Below are 23,082 nucleotides of genomic sequence, written 5' to 3' on the forward strand. Positions count from 1 at the left end.
GCCACCGCTCGTGCGGTGGCCGCGGCCGGGCGGGCGAGCGCCGGTTCTCCGTACGACCGGGCGACGTGGCCCGCAGTGCGGAACGGTTCGTCGGAACGGCCCCTCGTCACCTACCCTTGTCCTCTGTGCCGCACCTGCACCCGCAGGTCGGTCCAGGACACCCGTGCGGTCCCTCTCGACTTCTCGACGTGGACCCAAAGAGCCAAGGACGTACTCGTGGACGCGCTGCGCATCATTCTTCAGATCCTGCTGGTCATCACCAGCGGCTTCTTGACCCTGCTCGTGCTCATGCACAAGGGCAAGGGCGGCGGCCTCTCGGACATGTTCGGTGGCGGCATCTCGAGCAGCGCCGGCAGCTCCGGCGTGGCCGAGCGCAACCTGAACCGCATCACGATCACGTTCGCGATCACCTGGACCGTCGTGATCATCCTCCTGGGGCTCATCCAGAAGGTCAGCTGACCCTCGCCGCTCCGGCGGCAGGGGAGTGGAACCGGTCCGGGTCACGGTCCGGTCGGAAGTCGGGGGAGTGAAGTCGTGGCTGGTGGCAGTGCTATCAAGGGGTCTCGCGTCGGGGCAGGCCCGCTCGGAGAGACGGAACGGGGCGACGTCGCCCCGCGCATCTGGGTCTCCTACTGGTGTGCCAACGGGCACGAGACGCGCCCCAGCTTCTCCTCCGAGGTGGAGATCGTCACTCCTGAGACCTGGGACTGCCCGCGCTGCGGTCTGCCCGGGGGGCAGGACCAGGCGAACCCGCCGAGCGCGCTGCGCAACGAGCCCTACAAGACGCACCTCGCGTACGTGAAGGAGCGCCGCAGCGACGAGGACGGCGTGGCCCTCCTCGACGAGGCGCTCGCCGCGCTGCGCGCCCGTCGTAGCCGCCGCTAGCCCTGCCGGTCCGATGGTGGGCGCACGCGCCCCGGCAGTGACCGAAAGGTGCCCGTCCGGCGTCCGGCGTGCACGTCGTCATGAGCAGCACAGCACCGCGGGGGCCCCCCCGATCATCGGACGGGCCCCGCGGTGCTGTGCTGACGTTGCCGTTCCGGGACCGCCGGGCAGCGCCGGACGGTCCCGGTCCTCAGGAGATGGTGCTGCTCGCTGCCAGGTCGACCAGCCACAGCGTGCGCTGCGTACCGATCGCTCCAGCGGCCGGCGTGGTCTCGACGGGATCCCCGGCCAGGGCGGACGCGACGGCAGGGGCCTTCTCGGCGCCCGCGGCGACGACCCAGACCTCCTGCGCTGCCTGGATCGCGGAGAACGTCAGGGACACGCGCTCGGGCGGCGGCTTGGGGGAGTCGTGGACTCCCGTCGTGGCGCCCTCGGCTGCGAGCCCCGCGTTGCCGGGGAAGAGCGACGCGACGTGCCCGTCCGGCCCCATGCCCAGCAGGAGGACGTCGAACGCGAGGTGCGTGGCGCCGTCGGGCGTGAAGCGTGAGAGCTCGTCCGCGTAGAGCGCGGCCGACTCCTCGGGTGTCCCGACGCCCTCGCCCGGCGCAGCCATGACGTGCACGTTCTGCGCGGGAAGGGTCGGCAGGTGGTCGAGGAGGGCCTCGCGCGCCTGCGTCTCGTTGCGCTCGGGGTCGCCCGTCGGCAGGAAGCGCTCGTCGCCCCACCACACGTGCACGCCGGTCCAGTCGACCGCGTCGCGCACGGGGTGCGCGGCGACGGCCGCGAGCGAACGGATGCCGACCGTCCCGCCCGTGAGGACGACGTGGACGGGCGTGCGCACGGACTGGATGTCGAGGATGCGGGTCAGCAGGCGCGAGGCGACGGCCTCGGCGAGCACGCCCGCGTCGGGGTGCACGACGACGAGGCGCGCCCCGTGCGCGCGGGCCTCGGTCCCCGCGTCGGTCGTCATTCGCCGATCCTTGCCAGGCCCTTGGTGAGGACCTCGCCGTAGACCTCGTCCGGGTCCAGCCGGCGCAGCTCCTCGGTGAGGCACTCCTCGAGCTGGCGCAGCGGCAGCGAGATGCGCCGGTCCGGCTGGCCGGGCTGCGTCAGGGTCACGATGCGCCCGTCCGGTCGGGACAGGACGACGGCGCCGCCCTTGCGCTCGAGGGTCACCTTGGTGATCCCCTCGACCCCGCGCCGACGGACGAGCCGGACCGGGCACCGGAGCTGCTGGGCCAGCCACGCCGCGAGGATGTCGACAGAGGGGTGGTGCTCCTCGCCCTCGACCTCGACGGCCGTCACGGACTCGTAGGGCGGCTGGTCGAGCGCGGCCGCGATGAGCCCGCGCCACAGGGTCACGCGCGTCCACGCGAGGTCGGTGTCTCCCGGGTGGTGGCTCTTGCTCAGGTGCTGGAGCGTCTGGAGGGACTTGCCGGCGTTGACGGCGTCGGTGATGCGACGGTGGGCCATCTGGCCGACGGGGTCCGCCGAGGGGTTGTCGGGCGTCTCGCGGGGCCACCAGGCGACGATCGGGGCGTCCGGGAGCAGGAGCGGCATCACGAGGGTGTCGGTGTGCGCGACGAGCAGGCCCGAGGGGCGCAGGATGATGACCTCGCTGGCCCCCGCGTCACCGCCGATGCGGATCTGGGCGTCGAGGCGCGCCGTCGAGCGCTTGTTGGCCGGCGCGACGACCACGACCCGGCAGGGGTGCTCGCGCGAGGCGCCGTTGGCGGCGGCGACCGCGTCCTCGACGTCGGCCTCCTCGGCCAGGACCACGAGGGTCAGGACGCGCCCGAGGGCGACCGCGCCACCCTCGTCACGCAGCTTCACGAGGCGCTTGTTGACCGCATTGGTCGTCGTCTCGGGGAGATCGATGATCATGAGGTGGGGCTCCAGTTCGAGGTCCGGGCGGAGGTCCGGGGCAGGCGGGAGATCGGTGCGGTCGCGGTCACGGACGCCGCCACGTGCGACCGTCGCGGGCCATCATGTCGTCGGCCGAGGCCGGGCCCCACGTACCGGAGCGGTACGGCTCCGGGGCGCCCTTGGACTCCCAGAACGCCGTGATCGGGTCGAGGATCTTCCAGGACAGCTCGACCTCCTCGTGGCTCGGGAAGAGCGGCGGGTCGCCCAGGAGGACGTCGAGGATCAGTCGCTCGTAGGCCTCGGGGGAGGACTCGGTGAAGGCGTGGCCGTAGCCGAAGTCCATGGTGACGTCCCGGACCTCCATCGCGGTGCCGGGGACCTTCGCGCCGAACCGGATCGTGACGCCCTCGTCGGGCTGGACCCGGATCACGAGCGCGTTCTTGCCGAGCTCGGAGGTGGCCGACGACTCGAACGGCAGGTGCGGAGCCGACTTGAAGACGACGGCGATCTCCGTGACGCGACGGCCCAGGCGCTTGCCCGTGCGCAGGTAGAACGGCACCCCGGCCCAGCGGCGGTTGTCGATGTCGACCCGGATCGCGGCGAACGTCTCGGTCGTGGACTCGGGCGAGATGCCGTCCTCCTCGAGGTACCCCACGACCTCCTCGCCGCCCTGCCACCCGGCCGAGTACTGGCCGCGCGAGGTGTGGCGTCCCAGGTCGCGGGGGAGACGCACGGCCGAGAGGACCTTGAGCTTCTCGGCGCGCAGCGACTCGGCGTCGAACGAGACGGGCTCCTCCATCGCGGTGAGCGCGAGCAGCTGGATGAGGTGGTTCTGGATGACGTCGCGCGCCGCGCCGATCCCGTCGTAGTACCCCGCACGGCCGCCGATGCCGATGTCCTCGGCCATGGTGATCTGGACGTGGTCGACGTAGTTCGCGTTCCAGATGGGTTCGTAGAGCTGGTTCGCGAACCGCAGCGCCAGCATGTTCTGGACGGTCTCCTTGCCCAGGTAGTGGTCGATGCGGAAGACCGAGTCCGGCGAGAAGACCTTGGAGACGACGTCGTTGAGCTCGCGCGCGCTGGTCAGGTCGTGGCCGAACGGCTTCTCGATGACCACGCGGCGCCAGGCGTCCTCGCCCGAGCGCGAGAGCCCGGAGCGCGAGAGCTGCTCGCAGACCAGGGGGAACGCGCTCGGGGGGACCGAGAGGTAGAACGCGTGGTTGCCGCCCGTGCCGCGTTCCTTGTCGAGCTCCTCGACCGTGGTGCGCAGACGCTCGAAGGCCTGCTCGTCGTCGAACTCGCCCTGGACGAACCGGATGCCTTCGGCGAGCTGCTTCCAGGTCGCCTCGCGGAACGGGGTGCGGGCGTACTGCTCGACGGCGTCCCGCACGACCTTGGCGAAGTCCTGGTCCTCCCAGTCGCGGCGGGCGAAGCCCGTGAGCGCGAAGCCGGGCGGCAGGAGACCGCGGTTGGCGAGGTCGTACACGGCGGGCATGAGCTTCTTGCGGGCGAGGTCGCCCGTGACGCCGAAGATCACGAGGCCGCTGGGCCCGGCGATGCGGGGGAGTCGAAGGTCACGCGGGTCGCGCAGCGGGTTGTGCTCTGCGCTGATCTTTGCCGGTCTCAACTGATGTCACCGTTCTCGTCGGCGTGGGCTGGAATGGTCGAAAGGTCCGTCCTGCGGACCGAGGTAGAGCCTAGGTGGTGTGCGCGGGGCGCTCGCGGGGCGTCCACGATCGGGGCCGCAGGGGCCGCGACAGCAGCGCCGGCACCTCCGGCACGCCGGGAGCGTGCCCGCGTCATGCGGGTGCGCCGCCGGCCCGGGCGAGCCCGTCCGCGACGGTCGCCAGCAGGTCGGACCAGCTGGTCTCGAACTTCTCGACGCCCTCGACCTCGAGCCGCTCGGTCACCTCGGCGAGCGAGACGCCGAACGACTCGACGGTCTCGAGGACCGAGCGGGACGCGGTGTAGGTGCCGGCGACGGTGTTCCCGAGGACCACACCGTGGTCCGCGAACGCGTCGAGCGTCGCCTGCGGCATGGTGTTGACCACGTCGGGGGCGATGAGCTCGTCGACGTAGAGGGTGTCGCGGTACTCGGGGTTCTTGACGCCCGTCGAGGCCCACAGGGGGCGCTGCGGGTGGGCGCCGGTCGCGGCGAGGGCACGCCAGCGGTCGCTCTGGAGGACCTGCTCGTAGGCCTCGTAGGCGAGCCGCGCGTTGGCGATCGCGGTACGTCCGCGCAGGTCGAGCGCCTCGGGCGAGCCGATCGCGGTGAGCGCGGTGTCGACCGCCGCGTCGACGCGCGAGACGAAGAAGGACGCGACGGACGCGATGCGCGTCACGTCGTGCCCGGCGGACCTCGCCTGCTCGATCCCGGACAGGAAGGCGTCCATGACGCGGCGGTAGCGCGCGAGCGAGAAGATGAGCGTCACGTTGACGCTGATGCCCTGGGCCAGGGTGCGCTCGATCGCGTCGAGGCCCTCGACCGTGGCGGGGATCTTGATGAGGACGTTGGGGCGGTCGACCGTCTGCCACAGGCGGACGGCGGTCGCGACGGTGGCGTCGGCGTCTCGCGCCAGGCGGGGGTCCACCTCGATCGAGACCCGGCCGTCGACGCCGTCGGTCGCGTCGTAGACCGGGCGCAGGACGTCGGCCGCAGCGCGCACGTCGTCCGTGGTGATGCGCTCGACCGCGGCCTCGACGTCGGTCCCGGCCGCGGCCAGCTCGGCGAGCTGGGCGTCGTAGGCGTCGCCCTTGGCGAGCGCGCCCGCGAAGATCGTGGGGTTCGTCGTGACGCCGACGACGGCTCGCGAGCCGATCAGGTCGGCGAGCCCACCGCTGCGCAGTCGTTCTCGGGAGAGGTCGTCCAACCAGATGGAGACACCTGCCTCCGACAGCTCGCGGACGGGTGCTGGTGCTGCGCTGTGGTGCACGGACACGATTCTCCCTCTCGTCGTCTGGCGGCCGTCCTCACGGACGTCCCAGGAGGGGGCGGACGGAAGCCGCCCCCTCCTGGAATCTACGGATGGTCAGCGCTGGTCGCCAGTGCCACCGACCGAGGGGATGGCCTCGCCACCCGGTGCGGTGCCCGTACGGGCCGCCTCGATGGACTCCTTGGCGGCCGAGGCGACGGCCTCCGACGTGATCCCGAACTCGCGGTAGAGGATCTTGTAGTCCGCGGACGCGCCGTAGTGCTCGAGGCTCACGGAACGGCCGGCGTCGCCGACCAGGTCGCGCCAGCCCTGGGCGATGCCCGCCTCGACCGAGACGCGGGCCTTGACGGCCGCCGGGAGCACGCTCTCGCGGTACTCGGGGCTCTGCGCGTCGAACCACTCGCGGCTGGGCAGCGAGACCACGCGGGCCGCGATGCCGTCGGCGGCGAGCTGCTCGCGCGCCTCGACGGCCAGCTGGACCTCGGAGCCCGTGCCGATGAGGATCACGTCGGGCGTGCCCTCGGTGTCGAGCAGCACGTAGCCACCCTTCGCGGTGCCCGAGGCGTCCGCGAAGCCGTCCGTGCCGCGCGGGAACGTCGGGACGTTCTGACGGGTCAGGATGAGGCCCGCCGGGCGGTCGTCGTGCTCGAGGATCGTGCGCCACGCCCACGCGGTCTCGTTGGCGTCCGCGGGACGCACGACGTCGAGGCCCGGGATCGCGCGCAGCGCGGCGAAGTGCTCGATGGGCTGGTGCGTGGGGCCGTCCTCGCCCAGACCGATCGAGTCGTGCGTCCAGACGAACGTCGACGGGATCTCCATGAGCGCCGCGAGGCGGACCGCGGGGCGCATGTAGTCGGAGAACGTGAGGAACGTGCCGCCGTAGGCGCGCGTGCCGCCGTGCAGCACGATCCCGTTGAGGATCGAGCCCATGGCGTGCTCACGGATGCCGAAGTGCAGCGTGCGGCCGTACTCGTGGCCCGGGAACTTCTTGGTCGCGTGCTCGGCCGGGACGAACGACGGCTCGCCGTCCATGGTCGTGTTGTTCGAGCCCGCGAGGTCGGCCGAGCCGCCCCAGAGCTCGGGCAGGGTGTCGGCCAGGGCCGAGAGGACCTTGCCGGAGGCAGCGCGCGTCGCGACGTCCTTGCCTGCCTCGAACGTGGGGAGCGACTCGGTCCAGCCGGCCGGGAGCTCGCGGGCCGTGAGGCGCTCGAGGAGGGCGTTGCCCTCGGGGTTCGCGATCTTCCAGGCCTCGAACGCGGTGTCCCAGCGCTCGCGCAGCTCGGCACCGCGCTCGCCGACGGCGCGCGTGTAGGCGAGGACCTCGGGCGAGACGTCGAACGACTTCTCCGGGTCCAGGCCGAGCTCGACCTTGAGGCCGCGGATCTCGTCGGCGCCCATGGCCGAGCCGTGGATGCCACCGGTGTTCTGCTTGGTGGGCGAGGGCCAGCCGATGATCGTGCGCAGCGCGATGATCGAGGGCTTGCCGGTCTCGGCCTGGGCTGCGGCGACGGCTGCTGCGAGCTCGTCGACGTTCTCCGCGTAGCCCGTGCCGCCCTGGGTCCAGTCGACCTTCTGGGTGTGCCAGCCGTAGGCCGCGTAGCGCGCGAGGACGTCCTCGGTGAACGCGATGTCGGTGTCGTCCTCGATCGAGATCTTGTTGTCGTCCCAGATCACGATGAGGTTGCCGAGCTGCTGGTGGCCCGCGAGGGACGAGGCCTCGGAGGTCACGCCCTCCTGCAGGTCGCCGTCCGACGCGATGACGTAGACGTGGTGGTCGAACGGGCTCTCGCCCGGCGCGGTCGACGGGTCGAGCAGGCCGCGCTCGCGGCGGGCCGCCATGGCCATGCCGACCGAGGACGCGAGGCCCTGGCCGAGGGGGCCCGTGGTGATCTCGACACCGTTGGTGTGCTTGTACTCGGGGTGGCCGGGGGTCTTGGAGCCCCAGGTGCGCAGCGCCTCGATGTCCTCGATCTCCAGACCGTAGCCGGCGAGGAAGAGCTGGAGGTAGATCGTCAGCGACGAGTGGCCCGCGGAGAGCACGAAGCGGTCGCGACCGACCCAGTGCGAGTCGGCCGGGTCGTGGCGCATGACCTTCTGGAAGAGCAGGTACGCGGCGGGAGCCAGCGAGATCGCCGTCCCGGGGTGGCCGTTGCCGACCTTCTCGACGGCGTCGGCCGCGAGAGCCTTGATGGTCTTGACAGCCTGGTCGTCCAGGGGGGACCACTCGAGGGGCTGGTTGGCAGGAACGAACGCGTTCACCGGACCTCTTTCCCGTCCGGAGTCTGCGCCCCGGATCTTCGTCGATTCAACTCGGATCAACCGTTGAACTATTCCTTCGCGCGCACCCGGTGACTCACAGGGGGACCGAGGGCGGAGCGACGGACCGGCCGGTCGCGACGGTGCGCACCGCGAGGTCAGGTCGCCTCGGGTCGCACCGGGGCACCAGGCCGTCGGTTGCTCCGCCCAGCCTATACGTGCGCCCCGAGCGGGCACGTCGCGCGACCATCTCGTGGATTTCGGTCGGATCTCACACTTTTGTTCGGGCGGGCAGGGCGGCGCCGAGAGGACGGGCGACGTAGCATGGGACGGATGTCCAGCGGGTCGGAGCAGACACGCACCGGCTGCCGGACGACGCCCCCCAGCATTCCTCGCCAGAACGGAACACCGAAGCGCGTGCACACCACGAGCCAGGCACCGATCGACGAGACGGGTATCCCGTCTCGCCCTGCCGCGACCTCCCCGGTCGCCGGGCAGGCCCGGGTCTCCACGGACGGCCATGCCGTCGCGGGGGTCCGCAGCACGATCGGCGCGTACGTCGCCCTGACGAAGCCGCGCATCATCGAGCTCCTGCTCGTGACGACGCTGCCCACCATGATCCTTGCCCAGGGTGGGCTCCCGGACCTCTGGCTCGTCGTCAAGACGCTCGTCGGCGGCACGCTGGCGGCCGCGTCCGCCAACGTCTTCAACTGCTACATCGACCGTGACATCGACGAGCTCATGAACCGCACCAAGCGGCGCCCGCTCGTCACCGGGGAGATCTCCCCGCGCGCTGCGCTGGTCTTCGCGACCGCGCTCGGCGTGATCGCGCTCGTGTGGTTCGCGTGGCTCGTCAACGCGCCCTCGGCCTGGCTCACGTTCGCGGCCATCGCGATCTACGTCGTGGGCTACACCATGATCCTCAAGCGACGCACGCCCCAGAACATCGTGTGGGGCGGGATCGCGGGCTGCATGCCGGTCTTCATCGGCTGGTCGGCGGTCACCGGTTCGCTCAGCTGGTCCGCGGTCGCGCTGTTCCTCGTGATCTTCTTCTGGACGCCGCCGCACTACTGGCCGCTGTCGATCAAGTTCAAGAAGGACTACGCGAACGCCGGCGTGCCGATGCTCCCTGTCGTCGCCGACAACCGCAAGGTCGCGCGCGAGATGATCGGCTACACCGTGGCGATGATCGCCTCGTCGCTCGCGCTGTGGTGGCTCGCCCCCATGACGTGGGTCTACGGCGTGGTCGCGATCGGCCTCGGCGCCTGGTTCCTGGCCCTGTGCATCACCATGCTGCGCCGCGCCAACGACCCGACCAAGGGCAAGCTCGGGGCCATGAAGGTGTTCCACGCCTCGATCACGTACCTGACCCTGCTGTTCGTCGCCGTCGCGGTCGACGTCTTCCTCCCCTTCTGAGGGTCGGGCCGGGACGCACGGGATGACCGTCCGACGAGCAGCCGACGCGCGATGACGCGCGTCGCCGCCGGGGAGCCCGCGCTCGCCGTCGGGCCCTCGGGCGGTCCCCCCGCCCCTGCCGACCCGGACGCCACGCCCCCGGCTCCGCCGCTGCCCGCAGCGCTCGACCGGGCCGTGCGCGAGTACCTCGCGCACCTCACGGTCGAGCGCGGGCTCTCCCCGAACACGGTCGCGGCCTACCGGCGCGACCTGGCCCGCTACGCCGCGTACCTCGCGGCGCGCGGCCGCACCGAGCCCGCCGAGGTGAGCGCGGCGGACGTCGCGGAGTACGTCACCACGGTCCGCACGGGGTCCGACGGCGCAGCCCTCCTCTCGCCGTCGTCGACGGCCCGGTCGCTGGCCGCGGTGCGCGGGTGGCACCGGTTCTGCGCGCTCGAGGGGCACACGGGCACCGACCCGTCGGCCGAGGTGCGTCCGCCCGCACAGGGCAAGCGGCTGCCCAAGGCGATCTCCACCGACGAGGTCGAGGCGATCCTCGAGGCCGCCGGGGCGGGGGAGGGGCCGGGGCCGCTGCGCGACCGCGCGCTGCTCGAGCTCGTCTACTCGACGGGCGCCCGCATCTCCGAGGCCGTGAGCCTCGACGTCGACGACCTGGACCTCGAGACCGGGGCGGTGCGCCTGTTCGGCAAGGGGGGCAAGGAACGCGTGGTGCCCGTGGGCTCGTACGCGGTGCGCGCGCTCGACGCCTACCTCGTGCGGTCTCGGCCCGCGCTGGCCGCGACGGGCCGGGGCACGCCTGCGGTCTTCCTCAACACGCGCGGTGCCCGGCTGAGCCGGCAGAGCGCGTGGGCGGTCCTGCGGACCGCGGCCGAGCGCGCCGGGCTCGAGCACCCCGAGCGCATCTCGCCGCACACCCTGCGTCACTCGTTCGCGACCCACCTGCTCGCGGGCGGCGCCGACGTGCGCGTGGTCCAGGAGCTCCTGGGGCACGCCTCGGTGACGACGACCCAGATCTACACGCTCGTGACCCGGGACACGCTGCGCGAGGTGTACGCCTCGGCGCACCCGCGCGCGCTCGGCTGACGTCGCGCCGGATCGCGCCACTCCGGCGCGTGCTCGCGTCCTCGCGGGGACGCTGGGGTAGCGTGGCCGACGTGAGCAGCCAGGCCCCGAGCGAGACACAGGACGCCACCGAACCGTTCGACGCGCGCGTCGGTGCGGGACCCGGGGTCGTCGACGGCGGTGCGGACGTCGCGCCCGACAGCTTCCCGCGGGTCGATCCCGTGGGGCGCACGGTCCCCGACTTCCCCGTCCCGGAGGTGCTGCCCACGCACGGCCCCGGCCGCATCATCGCGATGTGCAACCAGAAGGGTGGGGTCGGCAAGACGACCACGACCATCAACCTGGGTGCCGCGCTGGCCGAGTACGGCCGCAGGGTCCTCCTGGTGGACTTCGACCCGCAGGGCGCCGCCTCGGTGGGTCTGGGCGTGAACCCGCACGAGCTCGACCGCACGGTCTACAACCTGCTCATGGAGCGCGGTGCGGACATCCGCGAGGTCATCGTCCCCACGAACGTCGAGAACCTGGACGTGCTCCCCGCGAACATCGACCTGTCGGCGGCCGAGGTCCAGCTCGTGGGCGAGGTCGCCCGCGAGTCCGTCCTGTCGCGGGTCCTGCGCCCCGTGCTCGACGAGTACGACGTGATCCTCGTCGACTGCCAGCCGTCGCTGGGCCTGCTCACGGTCAACGCCCTGACGGCCGCGCACGGCGTGCTCATCCCGCTCGAGTGCGAGTTCTTCGCGCTGCGCGGCGTGGCCCTGCTCGTCGAGACCATCGAGAAGGTGCGTGACCGGCTCAACCCGCGTCTCGAGATCGACGGCATCCTCGCGACCATGTTCGACTCGCGCACGCTGCACTCGCGCGAGGTCGTGGCCCGTGTGCACGAGGCCTTCGGCGACAAGCTGCTGCACACCGTGATCGGGCGGACCGTGAAGTTCCCGGACGCCTCCGTGGCCGCCGAGCCCATCACGGTGTACGCCCCGACCCACCCGGGGGCGACGGCGTACCGTCAGCTCGCCCGCGAGCTGGTCGCCCGTGGCGACGCTGCCTGACACCGTGCAGGCAACCGCCCCGGTTGCTCACGCGCAGGAGCAACCGGCGCCCCCACCGCCGAGCACGGACCGGTACGGCAACCCGGCCTTCGAGGTCCACCTCGAGAACTTCTCGGGCCCGTTCGACCTGCTGCTCTCGCTCATCGCCAAGCACAAGCTCGACATCACCGAGATCGCTCTCGCTCAGGTGACCGACGACTTCATCGCGTACATCCGCACGGCCGAACGCCTCGCGCGCGAGGCCGAGGCGGCGGCGCGCGCCGAGCGCTCGGAGGAGCACGGTCCCGACGGCGGCTCGCCCGCAGGCGCCTCGTCTCGCCGTGGGCGCGGGCGAGGCGCGCACCCCGGCTGGGACCTGGGCACCGCGAGCGAGTTCCTGCTCGTGGCCGCGACGCTCCTGGACCTCAAGGCAGCGCGCCTGCTGCCCACGGGGGACGTCGAGAGCGCCGAGGACCTCGAGCTCCTCGAGGCCCGCGACCTCCTGTTCGCCCGCCTCCTGCAGTACCGCGCGTACAAGCAGGTCTCGGCGGTCATCGCCGAGCGGCTCGCGACCGAGGGGCGGCGCTTCCCGCGCGTCGTCCAGCTCGAGCCCCACCTCGCGGCCCTGCTGCCCGAGCTCGTGTGGAAGCTCGGGCCCGACCAGCTCGCGGCGCTCGCGGCCAAGGCCCTCGAGCCCAAGGCGCCCCCGCCGGGGGTGTCGTTGACCCACCTGCACGCGCCCGCGGTGAGCGTGCGCGAGCAGGCGGGGATCGTCGTCGGGCACCTGCGCCGCGAGGGCGCTGCGTCCTTCCGGACGCTCGTCGCCGACGCGGGCGAGACGATCGTCGTCGTGGCCCGCTTCCTGGCGCTCCTCGAGCTCTTCCGCGAGGGGCTCGTCGCGTTCGAGCAGGTCGAGGCGCTCGGCGAGCTCACGGTCCGCTGGACCGGCGCCACGGGCGACGGGGCCACCGGCGACGACGGCGGAGCATCCGACGCGATGCTCGGTGCCGTGCTCGACGAGGTGGGCGGTGAGTTCGACGAGCTCGACGCCCACGCGGCACCGCCCCACGACGGGGCAGGACCAGGCACGGCCGGACCACAGCATGAGTGAGGAGAGCATGACGTACGACACCGTCGACACCCCGGTCGCCCGCGCGGGCGACCAGGACGACGACCACGCGGGACCCGGATCCCCGACCGGAGGGCCCGCTGCCCCCGGCGCCGAGCCGGACGAGCCGTCGTTCGACGTCGCCCACGTCCCGGGCGGGGCGCTCGCGGCCCTCGAGGCCGTCCTGATGGTCGCCGACGAGCCGATCCCCGCGGTGCAGCTCGCCACGGCGCTCGGTCTCCCGCAGCGCGAGGTCGAGGACCTGCTCGCCGAGCTGGCGGCCGAGTACCGCGGTGAGCTCGGTGGGCGCCCCCGCGGGTTCGAGCTCCGCCAGGCCGGCGGCGGGTGGCGCGTCTACTCCGCGCCCGTGTTCGCCGACGTCGTCGGGCGCTTCCTGCTCGAGGGCCAGACTGCGCGCCTGACGCAGGCCGCTTTGGAGACCCTCGCCGTCATCGCGTACCGTCAACCGGTCACGCGCGGCCAGATCTCGGCCGTGCGCGGCGTGAACGTGGACGGCGTCGTACGGACGCTGACGACCCGCGGACTCGTCGCGGAGGTCGGCCAGGATCCCTCGACGGGTGCGGTCCTGTACGGAACCACGGGATACTTCATGGAGCGCATGGGCTTCTCGTCCCTCGACGAGCTCCCCGCCCTCGCGCCGCACCTGCCGGACGTCGACTCCATCCTCGACGCCGCAGACAGCACACTCGGAGCGTCCGAGGGTGGGAGCGACCGCGCACAGCCGCGGTCGCCGGCCCTGCCCGACGACGCTCGACCCAGCACGAACGACGAAGGAACATCATGAGCAGCGCACGCGAGGGTGGCCGTCCGGCCGCCCGAGGACAGCGGTCCGAGAACACCTCGGGCACCGGTCGACCGGGCGGACGGTCGGGCGCACCTCGCTCCTCGGCCCCCCGCACCGGGGCGGGCCGCGGGTGGGCCGGCGACGCCCAGGCGGGCAAGAGCAAGCCCCCGCGCCGCCCGGTCGCGCCCAAGGGTCCCCAGCCGGACGTGCACGTCGCCGACGGCGTGCGCCTCCAGAAGGTCCTCGCGACCGCAGGCCTGGGCTCGCGCCGCGCGTGCGAGGACCTGATCGCCGCGGGCCGCGTCGAGGTCGACGGCGTCCTGGTGCGCGAGCTCGGCGTCCGCGTGGACCCCGAGACCGCGGTCATCCACGTCGACGGCATGCGCATCCAGCTCGACCAGTCGCTCGTGACGATCGCGCTCAACAAGCCGCTGGGCGTCGTCTCCACGATGCACGACCCCGAGGGACGCCCCGCGCTCACGCAGTTCGTCGCGACGCGCCCCGAGCGCCTCTTCCACGTCGGGCGTCTCGACGCCGACAGCGAGGGCCTGCTGCTCCTGACGAACGACGGCGAGCTCGCCAACCGTCTCTCGCACCCCAAGTACGAGGTCTCCAAGACCTACCTCGTCTCGGTCGAGGGCCGCGTCGCGGGCAACGTCGCGAACAAGCTGCTCCACGGCATCGAGCTCGAGGACGGGCCGGCCAAGGTCGACCGCTACCGCGTGGTCGACACGACCCCGCAGGCCAGCATGGTCGAGGTCGTCCTGCACGAGGGGCGTCACCGCATCGTGCGCCGCATGTTCGAGGAGATCGGCCACCCCGTGACCCGGCTCGTGCGCACCCGCATCGGATCGATCCACCTGGGCAACCTGCGTCCCGGCGCCACCCGCGTCCTGGGCCGCACCGAGCTCGGCACCCTCATGAGCGAGGTCGGGCTCTAGCACGCCTCCCGCCGTCCCGCGCCCGCGTCCTCACGCGGGCCCGGGTCGGCCTCCTCTCGACCCGACCCTCCCGTACGAAGGAGTACCCATGCCCGTCCGGGCCATCCGGGGCGCCACGCAGCTCGACGTCGACGAGCGCGAGCACCTCTTCGAGCGCACGCGCGAGCTCGTCCAGGCCGTCCTCGACGCCAACGAGGTCGACACCGCGTCGCTCATCTCGATCTTCTTCACGTGCACGCCCGACCTCGTGGCCGACTTCCCGGCCGCGGCGGCCCGCGAGATGGGGCTCGGCGACGTGCCCCTCATGTGCGCCGTGGAGATCGGCGTGCCCGGCGCGCTGCCCCGCGTCGTGCGCCTCATGGCGCACGCCGAGCTCGACGTCCCCCGGGCCGACGTCCAGCACGTGTACCTGCACGGCGCCACGTCGCTGCGCAAGGACCTGGCCCAGTGAGCGGGGACAGCGCCGGGACCCGAGCCGCCTCGCACGGGATCGTCGTCGCGATCGACGGCCCCTCGGGGTCGGGCAAGTCGAGCGTCTCGCGCGCCGTCGCGCGCCGCCTCGGCACCGCCTATCTGGACACGGGCGCCATGTACCGCGCCGCGACCTGGTGGTGCCTTGAGGAGCAGGTGGACCTGGCCGACCAGGCCGCCGTGGCCGCTGCCGTCGACGTCATGCCGCTCGTCATGGGGATCGACCCCGCCGCGCCCACCGTGCACGTCGACGGCACCGACGTGGGCGAGGCGATCCGGACCACCGAGATCTCGACGGCCGTGAGCGCGGTCGCGACCAACCTCGCGGTGCGCGCCGAGCTGCGCCGCCTGCAGCGCGCGATCATCGCGGCCGAGTCCTCGGTCGAGTCGGCCGGGACGTCGTTCTCCGGCGGACGCGGCATCGTGGCCGAGGGCCGCGACATCACGACCGTCGTGGCCCCCGACGCCGACGCCCGCATCCTCCTCACCGCGAGCGAGGAGGCCCGCCTCGCGCGCCGCTCGCTCGAGGTCCACGGCGCCGCCGACGCGGCCGCGGTCGAGGCGACCAAGGACCAGGTCCTGCGCCGCGACCGCGACGACTCGACCGTCTCGCAGTTCCACGTCGCCGCCGACGGCGTCGTGACCGTCGACTCGTCCGACCTCGACTTCGAGCAGACGATCCAGGCCGTGCTCGACGTCGTCGAGCAGGTCCTGGCCACCGCAGCGACGGGGCCCGACGCCGGCACGGGGGGCGAGGGGCCCGCTCGGTGAGCACCCCGCACGTCCCCTCTCCCGCCGGGCCCGCCTGGTCCCGCTGGGTGGGGCGCTTCCTCGCGCGCGTGATCTGGGACACCCGGGTGGTCGGGGCGGACCTCGTCCCTGCCACCGGGCCCGTGCTCCTCGCGGCCAACCACACGGGGCTCGTCGACGGGCCGCTCGTGCTGGGCGTCGCGCCCCGCCCTCTGCACGTCCTCGTCAAGGAGGAGATGTTCGTCGGGCCCGTGGGGTGGGTCCTGCGCGCGGCGGGGCAGATCCCCGTCGACCGGACCGGCGGGCGCGCAGCCCTCGTGACGGCGCTCGCGGTCCTGCGCCGCGACGGGGGAGTGGGCGTGTTCCCCGAGGGCAACCGCGGGCGCGGCGACGCGACCTCGGCGCGCGCGGGCGTGGCCTGGCTCGCGCTCAACGGCCACGCACCCGTCGTGCCCGTCGCGGTGCTGGGCACGCGCCGCACGGGCGACCGGCTGAGCCGGGTCCCGGGGTTCCGCCGCCGCCTGTACGTCGAGTTCGGAGCGCCCGTCGTCGTCGAGAGGCCCGACGGCGTGCGCGGCAAGGCCGCCCTGGACGCCGCGAACGAGCAGATCCGGTCGGCGCTCGCGACGCTCGTGACGGCCGCCGTGGACCGCTCGGGCATCGCGCTGCCGGTCGACGGGCCCGAGCGCCCCGGACGCGGAGACGCCCCGTCCACGTGACGTCGTGCACTCCGGGCGTGTCGCACGGGCTCCTCGTTCGGAGAACTGCCCGGTTGCTGGGAGAATGGTCCCCATGACCACACCCGACCACGCACAGCCCGATGCCCAGGCATCCCTCGACGAGGTGTCGCAGACCCCCGGTGAGACGATCGACCAGGCGAGCGACGTCGTCGGGCAGCCTGAAGAGACCACCGATCCGTTCGTCCCCGTCGAGGGCGACGAGCAGGACGACGACAGCCGTGAGCGCTCGCTGCGCGCCGGCCTCGCCGACTACGAGCTCGGCGACGAGGACCTCGCGCTCCTGTCCGCCGACGGCGAGGACCTGGACGGCGAAGCCCCTCCGGCGCCCCTGCCCGTCCTCGCGATCGTCGGACGCCCCAACGTGGGCAAGTCCACGCTCGTCAACCGCATCCTCGGCCGCCGCGAGGCCGTGACCGAGGACAAGCCCGGCGTCACGCGCGACCGCGTCTCCTACCCGGCCGAGTGGGCCGGGCGCCAGTTCACGCTCGTCGACACGGGCGGCTGGGAGGTCGACGTCGCCGGCATCGAGGCGCGCGTCGCCGAGCAGGCCGAGGTCGCGATCGCGCTCTCGGACGCCGTCGTGTTCGTCGTCGACGCGACCGTGGGCCCCACGGCCACGGACGAGCGCGTCGTGCGCCTGCTGCGCAAGTCGGGCAAGCCCGTCGTGCTGTGCGCCAACAAGGTCGACGGCGCGCGCGGCGAGTCCGACGCGACCGAGCTGTGGAGCCTGGGGCTCGGCGAGCCGCACCCCGTCTCGGCCCTGCACGGCCGTGGCACGGGTGACCTGCTCGACGCCGCCATGAAGGCGCTGCCGCTCGTGTCCGAGCACGCGGTCGTCCTGCCCTCCGGCCCGCGCCGCGTCGCGCTCGTCGGGCGCCCGAACGTCGGCAAGTCGTCGCTCCTGAACAAGGTCGCGGGCTCGGAACGCGTCGTCGTCGACTCGGTCGCCGGCACCACGCGCGACCCGGTCGACGAGCTCGTGCTCCTCAAGGGGATCCCGTGGTGGTTCGTCGACACCGCGGGCATCCGTCGCCGCGTGCACCAGACCAAGGGCGCCGACTTCTACGCCTCGCTGCGCACCCAGGCAGCGATCGAGAAGGCCGAGATCGCGGTCGTGCTCGTGGACGCCTCGGTGCCGCTCACCGAGCAGGACACCCGCGTCATCTCCCAGGTCGTCGACGCGGGCCGCGCCCTCGTCATCGCCTACAACAAGTGGGACCTCATGGACGAGGACCGTCGTCCGTTCCTCGAGCGCGAGATCGAGCAAGACCTCGTCCAGGTCCAGTGGGCCCCGCGCGTCAACGTGTCGGCCCGCACCGGGTGGCACACCGACCGTCTGGTGCCCGCCCTCGAGCGCTCGCTCGAGTCCTGGGACAAGCGCATCCCCACGGGACGCCTCAACGCGTTCCTGGGCGAGCTCGTCGCAGCCCACCCGCACCCGCTGCGCGGCGGCAAGCAGCCCCGCATCCTGTTCGCGACCCAGGCGTCCACGCGCCCGCCGCGCTTCGTGATCTTCGCGACGGGCTTCCTCGAGGCCGGTTACCGCCGCTTCATCGAGCGTCGTCTGCGCGAGACCTTCGGGTTCGACGGCACGCCCATCGAGATCTCGGTGCGTGTGCGCGAGAAGCGCAAGCGCTGACGCTCGTCCTGCGGGCCCCTGGCGGGCTCTAGCAGGGCGCGTGGGGGCGTCGAGCGATCCACGGAGGGCCGTGCGTGCCGGAAGGCGCGTGCGGCCCTCCTGGGCGTTCTGGGGGTGGTCTGGGGTGGTCGGGGGACGGCGAAGTGCTCGTGGTGGTGGCGTGACGACCTGGGGCGAGGGCTGGGTGCTGACCGACCGGCCGCTGGAGGCATGCTGTCGATGCGCTGGGCGACGGCTCGGAACGGGCTGTACGGGCCGTGGGAGCCGGCCGAGAACGCGTGATCCAGGCCACTCACCAGCGACGATGCACGGAGCACGCCCAAAGTGGGGTATTGTTTCTCTCGGCCCTGAAGGGCTGGTGAAGCCCTCCGGGGCTCACGGGCTGTGGCGCAGCTTGGTAGCGCACTTGACTGGGGGTCAAGGGGTCGCAGGTTCAAATCCTGTCAGCCCGACAGAAGCGAGAGGCTCGGAATCGTTGAGATTCCGGGCCTCTCGTCGTATGTCCGCGAGGAGCGGAGGCGACCGTCGACCCCGGATGTATACACAATTGGTCACACATAGCCCGGGTGAAAGCGATCACTCCGCGTGGGCGACACGGGCCGCAGCTCGGGCGCGAGCCCGGCCGGCGTCGTGGCCGACGACCAGCGCTCGATGTCGAGGCAGTCCTCCGCCGCCCGTGTTCCGCAACCTGGGCAGATCCACAGCGCGTGCCCCCGTGCCGCGCGAGCGCTCCATGTGCTTCTCGCGCGGGCGCGTCTCGCCGTCGAACGGCCAGAACCGGTTGCCCGTCGGGCGCCGCGGTGGCGAGACGTGCGCCCACCCACTCTGCGCCTGTCTCCACCTCGTCACCGAGCCAGTGTCAGACCTTGAACACCTGGCTCTGTTCGTCGCCTACCTTCAACACCTGACGTTGCTGATGGCGGACCGTGAACACTCGGGCGGCGTCGGGCCTCGTCTAGGGCGGCGGCGCCGGTGTCTCATGGGCGGTCCTTTCCGTACGGCAGTCACGAGTTCGTCAGGTCGACGAGTGCCACACTCGGGTTCCCGCCCGGTGATCACCGGTGCGTGGCGTGGCAGCCGAACCTCTTCGCCCCCTACTTGCTGTCGGCGCGCCCGATGGGATCGGAACCGGCACTGAAGACGGCGCGACCGGCGGGCCAGCTGTTCTCGTCGACGTGCAGAGCGGTGCGAAGGTAGGCGGTGCTCATCCGCTGGATGACGGCGACCCGCTCAGGGTCTTCGTCAGTGGTCTCCGCGACCTCGTATCCGACGATCCCGCCGAGGGCGTGCTCGGCGCCGTAGAAGGTGAGCAGGTCGGTGGCGCCGGGGCTGTGCGTGTAGGCGTCGGTGAACCAGTCAGGTCCGCGGCTGGACATCTTGGACTGGTCGTGGTCGCCCGCTACGACGAGGGTTGGCGTGGTCAGCTCCTGGAACGAGGGGCGCATGAACGGGAAGTTCGCCTGCGCGAACGGGTGCAGGTCATCGCCGCCAAGACCGGTCGTGGCGAAGAGGATGCCAGCGGTGACCCGGCCGTCTGACATGTCTTGGCCGACCTGACCCGCTTCGTCGAAGGTCCGCGCTCCCAGGAGCGTTTGCGCCGTCTGTCCGCCCCAGGAGTGACCGGTGGCGGCAACGCGGCTGCGGTCGACGCGCCCGGCAAGCCCGGGGACGGCGGCCTCGATGGTGTCGAGCTGGTCGAGGATGCGTGTGAGATCCACGATCCGCTCGGTCCAGATCGTCGGGAAGACGGGGTGGTCGAACCCGAAGCCGTTCCGACGAGAGTCGAGGTGCGTGGGCTGAATCACGACGAACCCTCGAGAGGCCCAGAACGCGGTGAGCGGCGCGTAACCGTCGAGGTTCCATCCGTTGCCGTGGGAGAACACCACTACGGGCAGGTCTGTGCCAGTCGCTGGCGCCGAGACGCGCACCTCCAGCGGGACGGGTCGGTCCGGGGCAGAGAGTGCGACCGGAGCCACGGAGACGACCGGGCTGCTGGCACCGATGATGCGGTCCAGCGTGCTGACGATTGATGCAGTCATGAGAAGTTCCTCTCCGAGGAGCTGTGCTCTGCGATACTGGTTATCGGAGCAACGTTCCGGAACGTTACGGAACGATGCTCCGTAATGCAAGCGCAGGCGAGCGGATGTGTGAGGATGGGGCCATGGCTGACGCCGAGAGGGAGCAGTCGCACGGCGTGCGATCCCAACAAGCGGGTCGTCCGCGTCGAGATCAGCAGGTGCTGCTCGACGCGGCTGCAGCAGTGTTCGTGACCTCCGGGGTCGACGCTCCGGTGCGGGAGATCGCGGCGAAGGCCGGCGTCGGTGTGGGGACGATCTACCGTCACTTTCCGACGCGATCCGAGCTCGTGGTGGCGGTGTACCGGCACCAGGTCGAGGCGTGCGCAGAAGCAGGCCCACGATTGCTCTCGGAGAGCGCGACGCCTGAAGCGGCGCTGCGGGCATGGGTTGCCCTGTTCGTGGAGTTTCTCGTCACCAAGCACGGGCTCGCCGGCGCACTGCAGGGAGACGGTGCTGGGTCCGACGCTCTGCATTCCTACTTCGTCGGACGTCTCGTCCCGGTGTGTGGCGCCCTCCTTGAGGCGGCGCTCGAGTCGGCCGGCAAAGCTCAGCCCGTTGATGCCTACAACATGCTCAAAGGCATCGGCAACCTCTGCATCGGTGCCGCGAACGACGCCCGGTACGACGCCACCGTCCTCGTGCAGCTTCTCGTTTCAGGTGTGCTCAGCGTCGTCACCGACCTCGGGTAGGACACGTACCCACGTGGCCACTCGGGTCTGGGCCGAGCGCCTCACCTGTAGCGTTGCTGCGATGGAGCGCTCTGAGATCTTCGACATCGCCCACCAGCGACATCCGATCGCGGCGCCGGTGGCGCCCGAGCGGCTTCGCGAACTGATCGGCTGGCTGAGCCCGAGCGACGGGGCCCGCGCCGTTGACCTCGGCTGCGGCGAGGGCGAGTGGTTGCAGCACCTGCTGCTCGACCATCCCGGGATCACCGGCGTGGGAATTGACCACATGCTCCCTACCACTGGCGCCCGGCGTTCCGCCGAGCGTGGGTTGAGCGACCGGGTGCGCTGGATCGAGACGGATGCCCCCGCCTGGAGCGACGGGGAGTTCGACGTGGTGCTGTGCGTCGGCGCGAGCCACGCCTTCGGTGGGCTGGCGGACATGCTGGGCGCCGTCCGGCGACACCTGCGCCCCGGCGGCCAAGCGCTGGTCGGCGACAGCATCTGGGAGAGCACCCCGTCGGCTTCTGCGCTGGCAGCGCTCGAGGTCTCTGCCGACGCCTACCCCGACCTCGCCGGCCTCGTGCGAGCCTTCCATGAGCACGGTTTCGAGCCGTCGTTCGGGCACGTCAGCACGTTGGCCGAGTGGGACGACTACCAGTTCAGCTGGACCGGGTCGCTCGTCGACTGGGCCGTACGGCGGGCCCCGACGACCGAGGATCGCAGCCAGGCGCTCGCTGCCGCACGGGAGAACCGCGACGCTTGGCTGAGCGGCGCACGACGCGAGCTCGGGTTTGCGACCTTCGCCCTTCACGACGTCGCCGCGGGGCCGACGGGCGTGACCGTAGCGAGAACCCCCTAGGCCGCGTTCTGCGACACCGAGGGTCTTCGGGCACTAGTTGATCGCAAGGGTCAGGAGGACCTGGAGCATCAACTCCTGGCGCCCCGATGTCGGCTGGACCCACACGATCCTGGTTGCGTGCAACCCCAAGAGGAAACGTAGTCCGCGCCTCCGTGCGGAGCTCCCTTCCACCTCACGGTTCGTCGTCCGGCAGCGAAGGGGCGGCGCTCATGGCTGAGAGTCATAGGTAGTGCGAGCAGCGTCGATGTCGTCGACGGTGGCGAAGGCCCACTCGATCAAAGGCCGGACCGCCCGACGCAGCGTGTGCCCGGTCTCGGTCAGCGTGTAGGTGACCTGTGGGGGAACCGTCGGGACGACGGTGCGTGTGACGAGACCGTCGCGCGCGAGGCGGCGCAGGGTCACCGTGAGCATGCGCTGGCTGATCCCGCTCACGACTCGGCGGGCCTCGTTGAACCGCAGGGGTCCGTGCCCCAGTGCGGCGACGACGTACAGGGACCACTTGTCCGAGACCAGGTCAAGGACCTCCCGTGCCCGCTCCGCGCCCGGCCCGCAGATCGGGTCGACCTCGTCACTGACCTGCATCGTTACCTCCAGAGAACCACGGCACCTCAAGGTGCCTTCTTGACCGCGGCGGTCTAGTTATCCAAAGTTACCAAGGAACGGCTAGTAACCGCTTTGCCTCGTACCACCGTGGACGAGGCCGTCTTCTCGAGGAGTCTTCTTGCCTACTATCGCTGTCGTCGGCGCAGGGCCCGGCATGGGCCTGGCCATTGCACGCACATTCGGCTCTCACGGTTTCGACGTCGCCCTGCTCTCCCGGAGTCGGAGCAGTCTCGACGCCCGGGTCGCCGACCTGGCTGCCGAAGGAGTCTCTGCCCGAGGCTTCGCAGCTGACGTCCTGGACACCGAGTCGCTCACCGGCGCGCTGGAGGCCGCAGCCGAGCACTTCGGGGGGATCGACGTGCTCGAGTACTCGCCGGGTGGACCCGAGCCGAAGTTCCTGACGCCCAGCAGGCTCACCGCCGCCGATGTCGACCTGCAGATGCGATACCTCGTCCACGGTGCGATCGCGGCGGTCGGCGTGGTGCTGCCGGCGATGCGGAAGGCCGGCGCGGGCACGCTGCTGTTCACCACGGGGGCCGGATCCGTGGACCCCACTCCGATGCTCGGTGACATCAACACGGCCGGTGCCGCGTTGCGCTCCTGGGTGCTGAACCTGCACAAGGAGCTCCAACCCGAGGGCATCCAGGCTGCGCACGTGGCCATCGGGGCGTGGATCGGTGACCGCGCCCCCGCGGGCACACCCAGTGCCCTCCGCAGACCAGATCTCCCCGCTGTACTGGGACCTGCACGTCCAGCGCGACCACGCCGAGATGATCTTCACCCCGTGAATCAGGTCGACCCCGAGACGCCTGCGTCACCCCTCGTCGAACGGGCTGTCGCGGGCTGATCCTGAAGACGGTGACAGGGCTGGGAGCGGGCGTCGAAGCCCCGGCTGGGGGGGAGCAGCAAGGGCGAGGGCCTCATGCTCCCGTTCCTCGACGGCCGGTTCGCGGTCGTCCTGGACCGGCACGAGG

The 23,082-nt window shown here is 71.8% G+C and carries 22 protein-coding genes and 1 tRNA gene; 16 read left to right on the forward strand and 7 right to left on the reverse strand.

Features of this window, described 5'->3' with window-relative positions; all coding sequences use genetic code 11:
• Window positions 1-216: 216 nt before the first annotated feature.
• Window positions 217-459 carry a preprotein translocase subunit SecG gene (secG, locus tag H9641_RS17920; protein ID WP_056651589.1) on the forward strand — a complete coding sequence of 81 codons (243 nt, stop codon included), beginning with the start codon at window positions 217-219 and terminating at the stop codon, window positions 457-459.
• 75 nt (window positions 460-534) lie between these two features.
• Window positions 535-885 carry an RNA polymerase-binding protein RbpA gene (locus tag H9641_RS17925; RefSeq protein WP_056651591.1) on the forward strand — a complete coding sequence of 117 codons (351 nt, stop codon included), beginning with the start codon at window positions 535-537 and terminating at the stop codon, window positions 883-885.
• 190 nt (window positions 886-1,075) lie between these two features.
• On the opposite strand, the gene pgl is transcribed toward H9641_RS17925, so the two are convergent.
• From pgl to tkt, 5 genes are all read right to left on the reverse strand, one after another.
• Window positions 1,076-1,855 carry a 6-phosphogluconolactonase gene (pgl, locus tag H9641_RS17930; RefSeq protein ID WP_191805775.1) on the reverse strand — a complete coding sequence of 260 codons (780 nt, stop codon included), beginning with the start codon at window positions 1,853-1,855 and terminating at the stop codon, window positions 1,076-1,078.
• A complete protein-coding gene (opcA, locus tag H9641_RS17935) occupies window positions 1,852-2,769 on the reverse strand; it encodes a glucose-6-phosphate dehydrogenase assembly protein OpcA (protein ID WP_191805776.1) in 918 nt (305 codons plus the stop codon). Before opcA ends, pgl begins: the two co-directional genes overlap by 4 nt.
• Before the next feature lie 67 nt (window positions 2,770-2,836).
• Window positions 2,837-4,378 (reverse strand): glucose-6-phosphate dehydrogenase, encoded by a 1,542-nt coding sequence (gene zwf / locus H9641_RS17940; RefSeq protein ID WP_056651600.1) that lies wholly within the window; start codon window positions 4,376-4,378, stop codon window positions 2,837-2,839.
• 172 nt (window positions 4,379-4,550) lie between these two features.
• The gene (gene tal, locus H9641_RS17945; RefSeq protein ID WP_191805777.1) at window positions 4,551-5,684 is read right to left on the reverse strand and encodes a transaldolase; all 1,134 of its coding nucleotides are present in this window, start codon (window positions 5,682-5,684) and stop codon (window positions 4,551-4,553) included.
• A gap of 96 nt (window positions 5,685-5,780) precedes the next feature.
• On the reverse strand, window positions 5,781-7,943 hold the full coding sequence (gene tkt, locus H9641_RS17950; protein WP_191805778.1) for a transketolase: 2,163 nt from the start codon (window positions 7,941-7,943) through the stop codon (window positions 5,781-5,783).
• A 414-nt stretch (window positions 7,944-8,357) separates the two neighbouring features.
• On the opposite strand from tkt, the gene H9641_RS17955 reads away from it, so the two are divergent.
• The 11 genes from H9641_RS17955 (at window position 8,358) to H9641_RS18005 (ending at window position 18,352) form a co-directional block, all read left to right on the forward strand.
• Window positions 8,358-9,356, forward strand: coding sequence for a heme o synthase (locus tag H9641_RS17955; RefSeq protein WP_318244675.1), 999 nt, complete (start codon window positions 8,358-8,360; stop codon window positions 9,354-9,356).
• 51 nt (window positions 9,357-9,407) lie between these two features.
• Complete coding sequence (gene xerD, locus H9641_RS17960; protein WP_191805780.1) at window positions 9,408-10,439, forward strand: site-specific tyrosine recombinase XerD; 1,032 nt, start codon at window positions 9,408-9,410, stop codon at window positions 10,437-10,439.
• Window positions 10,440-10,639: 200 nt separating this feature from the next.
• On the forward strand, window positions 10,640-11,467 hold the full coding sequence (locus tag H9641_RS17965; RefSeq protein ID WP_318244677.1) for a ParA family protein: 828 nt from the start codon (window positions 10,640-10,642) through the stop codon (window positions 11,465-11,467).
• On the forward strand, window positions 11,451-12,557 hold the full coding sequence (locus H9641_RS17970) for a segregation and condensation protein A (protein ID WP_404821968.1): 1,107 nt from the start codon (window positions 11,451-11,453) through the stop codon (window positions 12,555-12,557). Before H9641_RS17965 ends, H9641_RS17970 begins: the two co-directional genes overlap by 17 nt.
• A 7-nt stretch (window positions 12,558-12,564) precedes the next feature.
• Window positions 12,565-13,359, forward strand: coding sequence for an SMC-Scp complex subunit ScpB (scpB, locus tag H9641_RS17975; RefSeq protein ID WP_191805782.1), 795 nt, complete (start codon window positions 12,565-12,567; stop codon window positions 13,357-13,359).
• Window positions 13,356-14,300, forward strand: a complete 945-nt coding sequence (locus H9641_RS17980) for a pseudouridine synthase (RefSeq protein ID WP_191805783.1) — start codon at window positions 13,356-13,358, stop codon at window positions 14,298-14,300. Before scpB ends, H9641_RS17980 begins: the two co-directional genes overlap by 4 nt.
• 88 nt (window positions 14,301-14,388) lie before the next feature.
• Window positions 14,389-14,751: a chorismate mutase gene (aroH, locus tag H9641_RS17985; protein ID WP_056651607.1), complete on the forward strand. Its 363-nt coding sequence runs from the start codon at window positions 14,389-14,391 to the stop codon at window positions 14,749-14,751.
• Window positions 14,748-15,542: a (d)CMP kinase gene (cmk, locus tag H9641_RS17990; RefSeq protein ID WP_318244676.1), complete on the forward strand. Its 795-nt coding sequence runs from the start codon at window positions 14,748-14,750 to the stop codon at window positions 15,540-15,542. Before aroH ends, cmk begins: the two co-directional genes overlap by 4 nt.
• A complete protein-coding gene (locus H9641_RS17995; protein ID WP_191805784.1) occupies window positions 15,539-16,240 on the forward strand; it encodes a lysophospholipid acyltransferase family protein in 702 nt (233 codons plus the stop codon). Before cmk ends, H9641_RS17995 begins: the two co-directional genes overlap by 4 nt.
• A gap of 73 nt (window positions 16,241-16,313) precedes the next feature.
• Window positions 16,314-17,900: a ribosome biogenesis GTPase Der gene (gene der, locus H9641_RS18000; protein ID WP_191805785.1), complete on the forward strand. Its 1,587-nt coding sequence runs from the start codon at window positions 16,314-16,316 to the stop codon at window positions 17,898-17,900.
• A 378-nt stretch (window positions 17,901-18,278) separates the two neighbouring features.
• Window positions 18,279-18,352, forward strand: a tRNA-Pro gene (locus H9641_RS18005).
• A 642-nt stretch (window positions 18,353-18,994) separates the two neighbouring features.
• On the opposite strand, the gene H9641_RS18010 is transcribed toward H9641_RS18005, so the two are convergent.
• The gene (locus H9641_RS18010; protein WP_191805793.1) at window positions 18,995-19,939 is read right to left on the reverse strand and encodes an alpha/beta hydrolase family protein; all 945 of its coding nucleotides are present in this window, start codon (window positions 19,937-19,939) and stop codon (window positions 18,995-18,997) included.
• A 122-nt stretch (window positions 19,940-20,061) separates the two neighbouring features.
• Between H9641_RS18010 and H9641_RS18015 the strand changes: the two genes are divergently transcribed.
• Together H9641_RS18015 and H9641_RS18020 are read left to right on the forward strand one after the other, a co-directional pair.
• On the forward strand, window positions 20,062-20,667 hold the full coding sequence (locus H9641_RS18015; RefSeq protein WP_191805786.1) for a TetR/AcrR family transcriptional regulator: 606 nt from the start codon (window positions 20,062-20,064) through the stop codon (window positions 20,665-20,667).
• Window positions 20,668-20,728: 61 nt separating this feature from the next.
• Window positions 20,729-21,505: an SAM-dependent methyltransferase gene (locus H9641_RS18020; RefSeq protein ID WP_191805787.1), complete on the forward strand. Its 777-nt coding sequence runs from the start codon at window positions 20,729-20,731 to the stop codon at window positions 21,503-21,505.
• A 207-nt stretch (window positions 21,506-21,712) separates the two neighbouring features.
• On the opposite strand, the gene H9641_RS18025 is transcribed toward H9641_RS18020, so the two are convergent.
• A complete protein-coding gene (locus H9641_RS18025) occupies window positions 21,713-22,087 on the reverse strand; it encodes a winged helix-turn-helix transcriptional regulator (RefSeq protein WP_191805788.1) in 375 nt (124 codons plus the stop codon).
• A gap of 139 nt (window positions 22,088-22,226) precedes the next feature.
• On the opposite strand from H9641_RS18025, the gene H9641_RS18030 reads away from it, so the two are divergent.
• Complete coding sequence (locus H9641_RS18030; RefSeq protein WP_225220677.1) at window positions 22,227-22,955, forward strand: SDR family NAD(P)-dependent oxidoreductase; 729 nt, start codon at window positions 22,227-22,229, stop codon at window positions 22,953-22,955.
• Window positions 22,956-23,082: the final 127 nt, after the last annotated feature.

The sequence above is a fragment of the Oerskovia merdavium genome (assembly GCF_014836755.1).
Classification (GTDB): Bacteria; Actinomycetota; Actinomycetes; order Actinomycetales; family Cellulomonadaceae; genus Oerskovia; species Oerskovia merdavium.

Excerpts from the sequence above, each read along its gene's own strand:
- pgl (WP_191805775.1), bottom strand. The coding sequence starts at position 1,855 with ATGACGACCGACGCGGGGACCGAGGCCCGCGCGCACGGGGCGCGCCTC.
- opcA (WP_191805776.1), bottom strand. The coding sequence starts at position 2,769 with ATGATCATCGATCTCCCCGAGACGACGACCAATGCGGTCAACAAGCGC.
- xerD (WP_191805780.1), top strand. The coding sequence starts at position 9,408 with ATGACGCGCGTCGCCGCCGGGGAGCCCGCGCTCGCCGTCGGGCCCTCG.
- scpB (WP_191805782.1), top strand. The coding sequence starts at position 12,565 with ATGACGTACGACACCGTCGACACCCCGGTCGCCCGCGCGGGCGACCAG.
- H9641_RS17980 (WP_191805783.1), top strand. The coding sequence starts at position 13,356 with ATGAGCAGCGCACGCGAGGGTGGCCGTCCGGCCGCCCGAGGACAGCGG.
- aroH (WP_056651607.1), top strand. The coding sequence starts at position 14,389 with ATGCCCGTCCGGGCCATCCGGGGCGCCACGCAGCTCGACGTCGACGAG.
- der (WP_191805785.1), top strand. The coding sequence starts at position 16,314 with ATGACCACACCCGACCACGCACAGCCCGATGCCCAGGCATCCCTCGAC.
- H9641_RS18010 (WP_191805793.1), bottom strand. The coding sequence starts at position 19,939 with ATGACTGCATCAATCGTCAGCACGCTGGACCGCATCATCGGTGCCAGC.
- H9641_RS18015 (WP_191805786.1), top strand. The coding sequence starts at position 20,062 with ATGGCTGACGCCGAGAGGGAGCAGTCGCACGGCGTGCGATCCCAACAA.
- H9641_RS18020 (WP_191805787.1), top strand. The coding sequence starts at position 20,729 with ATGGAGCGCTCTGAGATCTTCGACATCGCCCACCAGCGACATCCGATC.
- H9641_RS18025 (WP_191805788.1), bottom strand. The coding sequence starts at position 22,087 with ATGCAGGTCAGTGACGAGGTCGACCCGATCTGCGGGCCGGGCGCGGAG.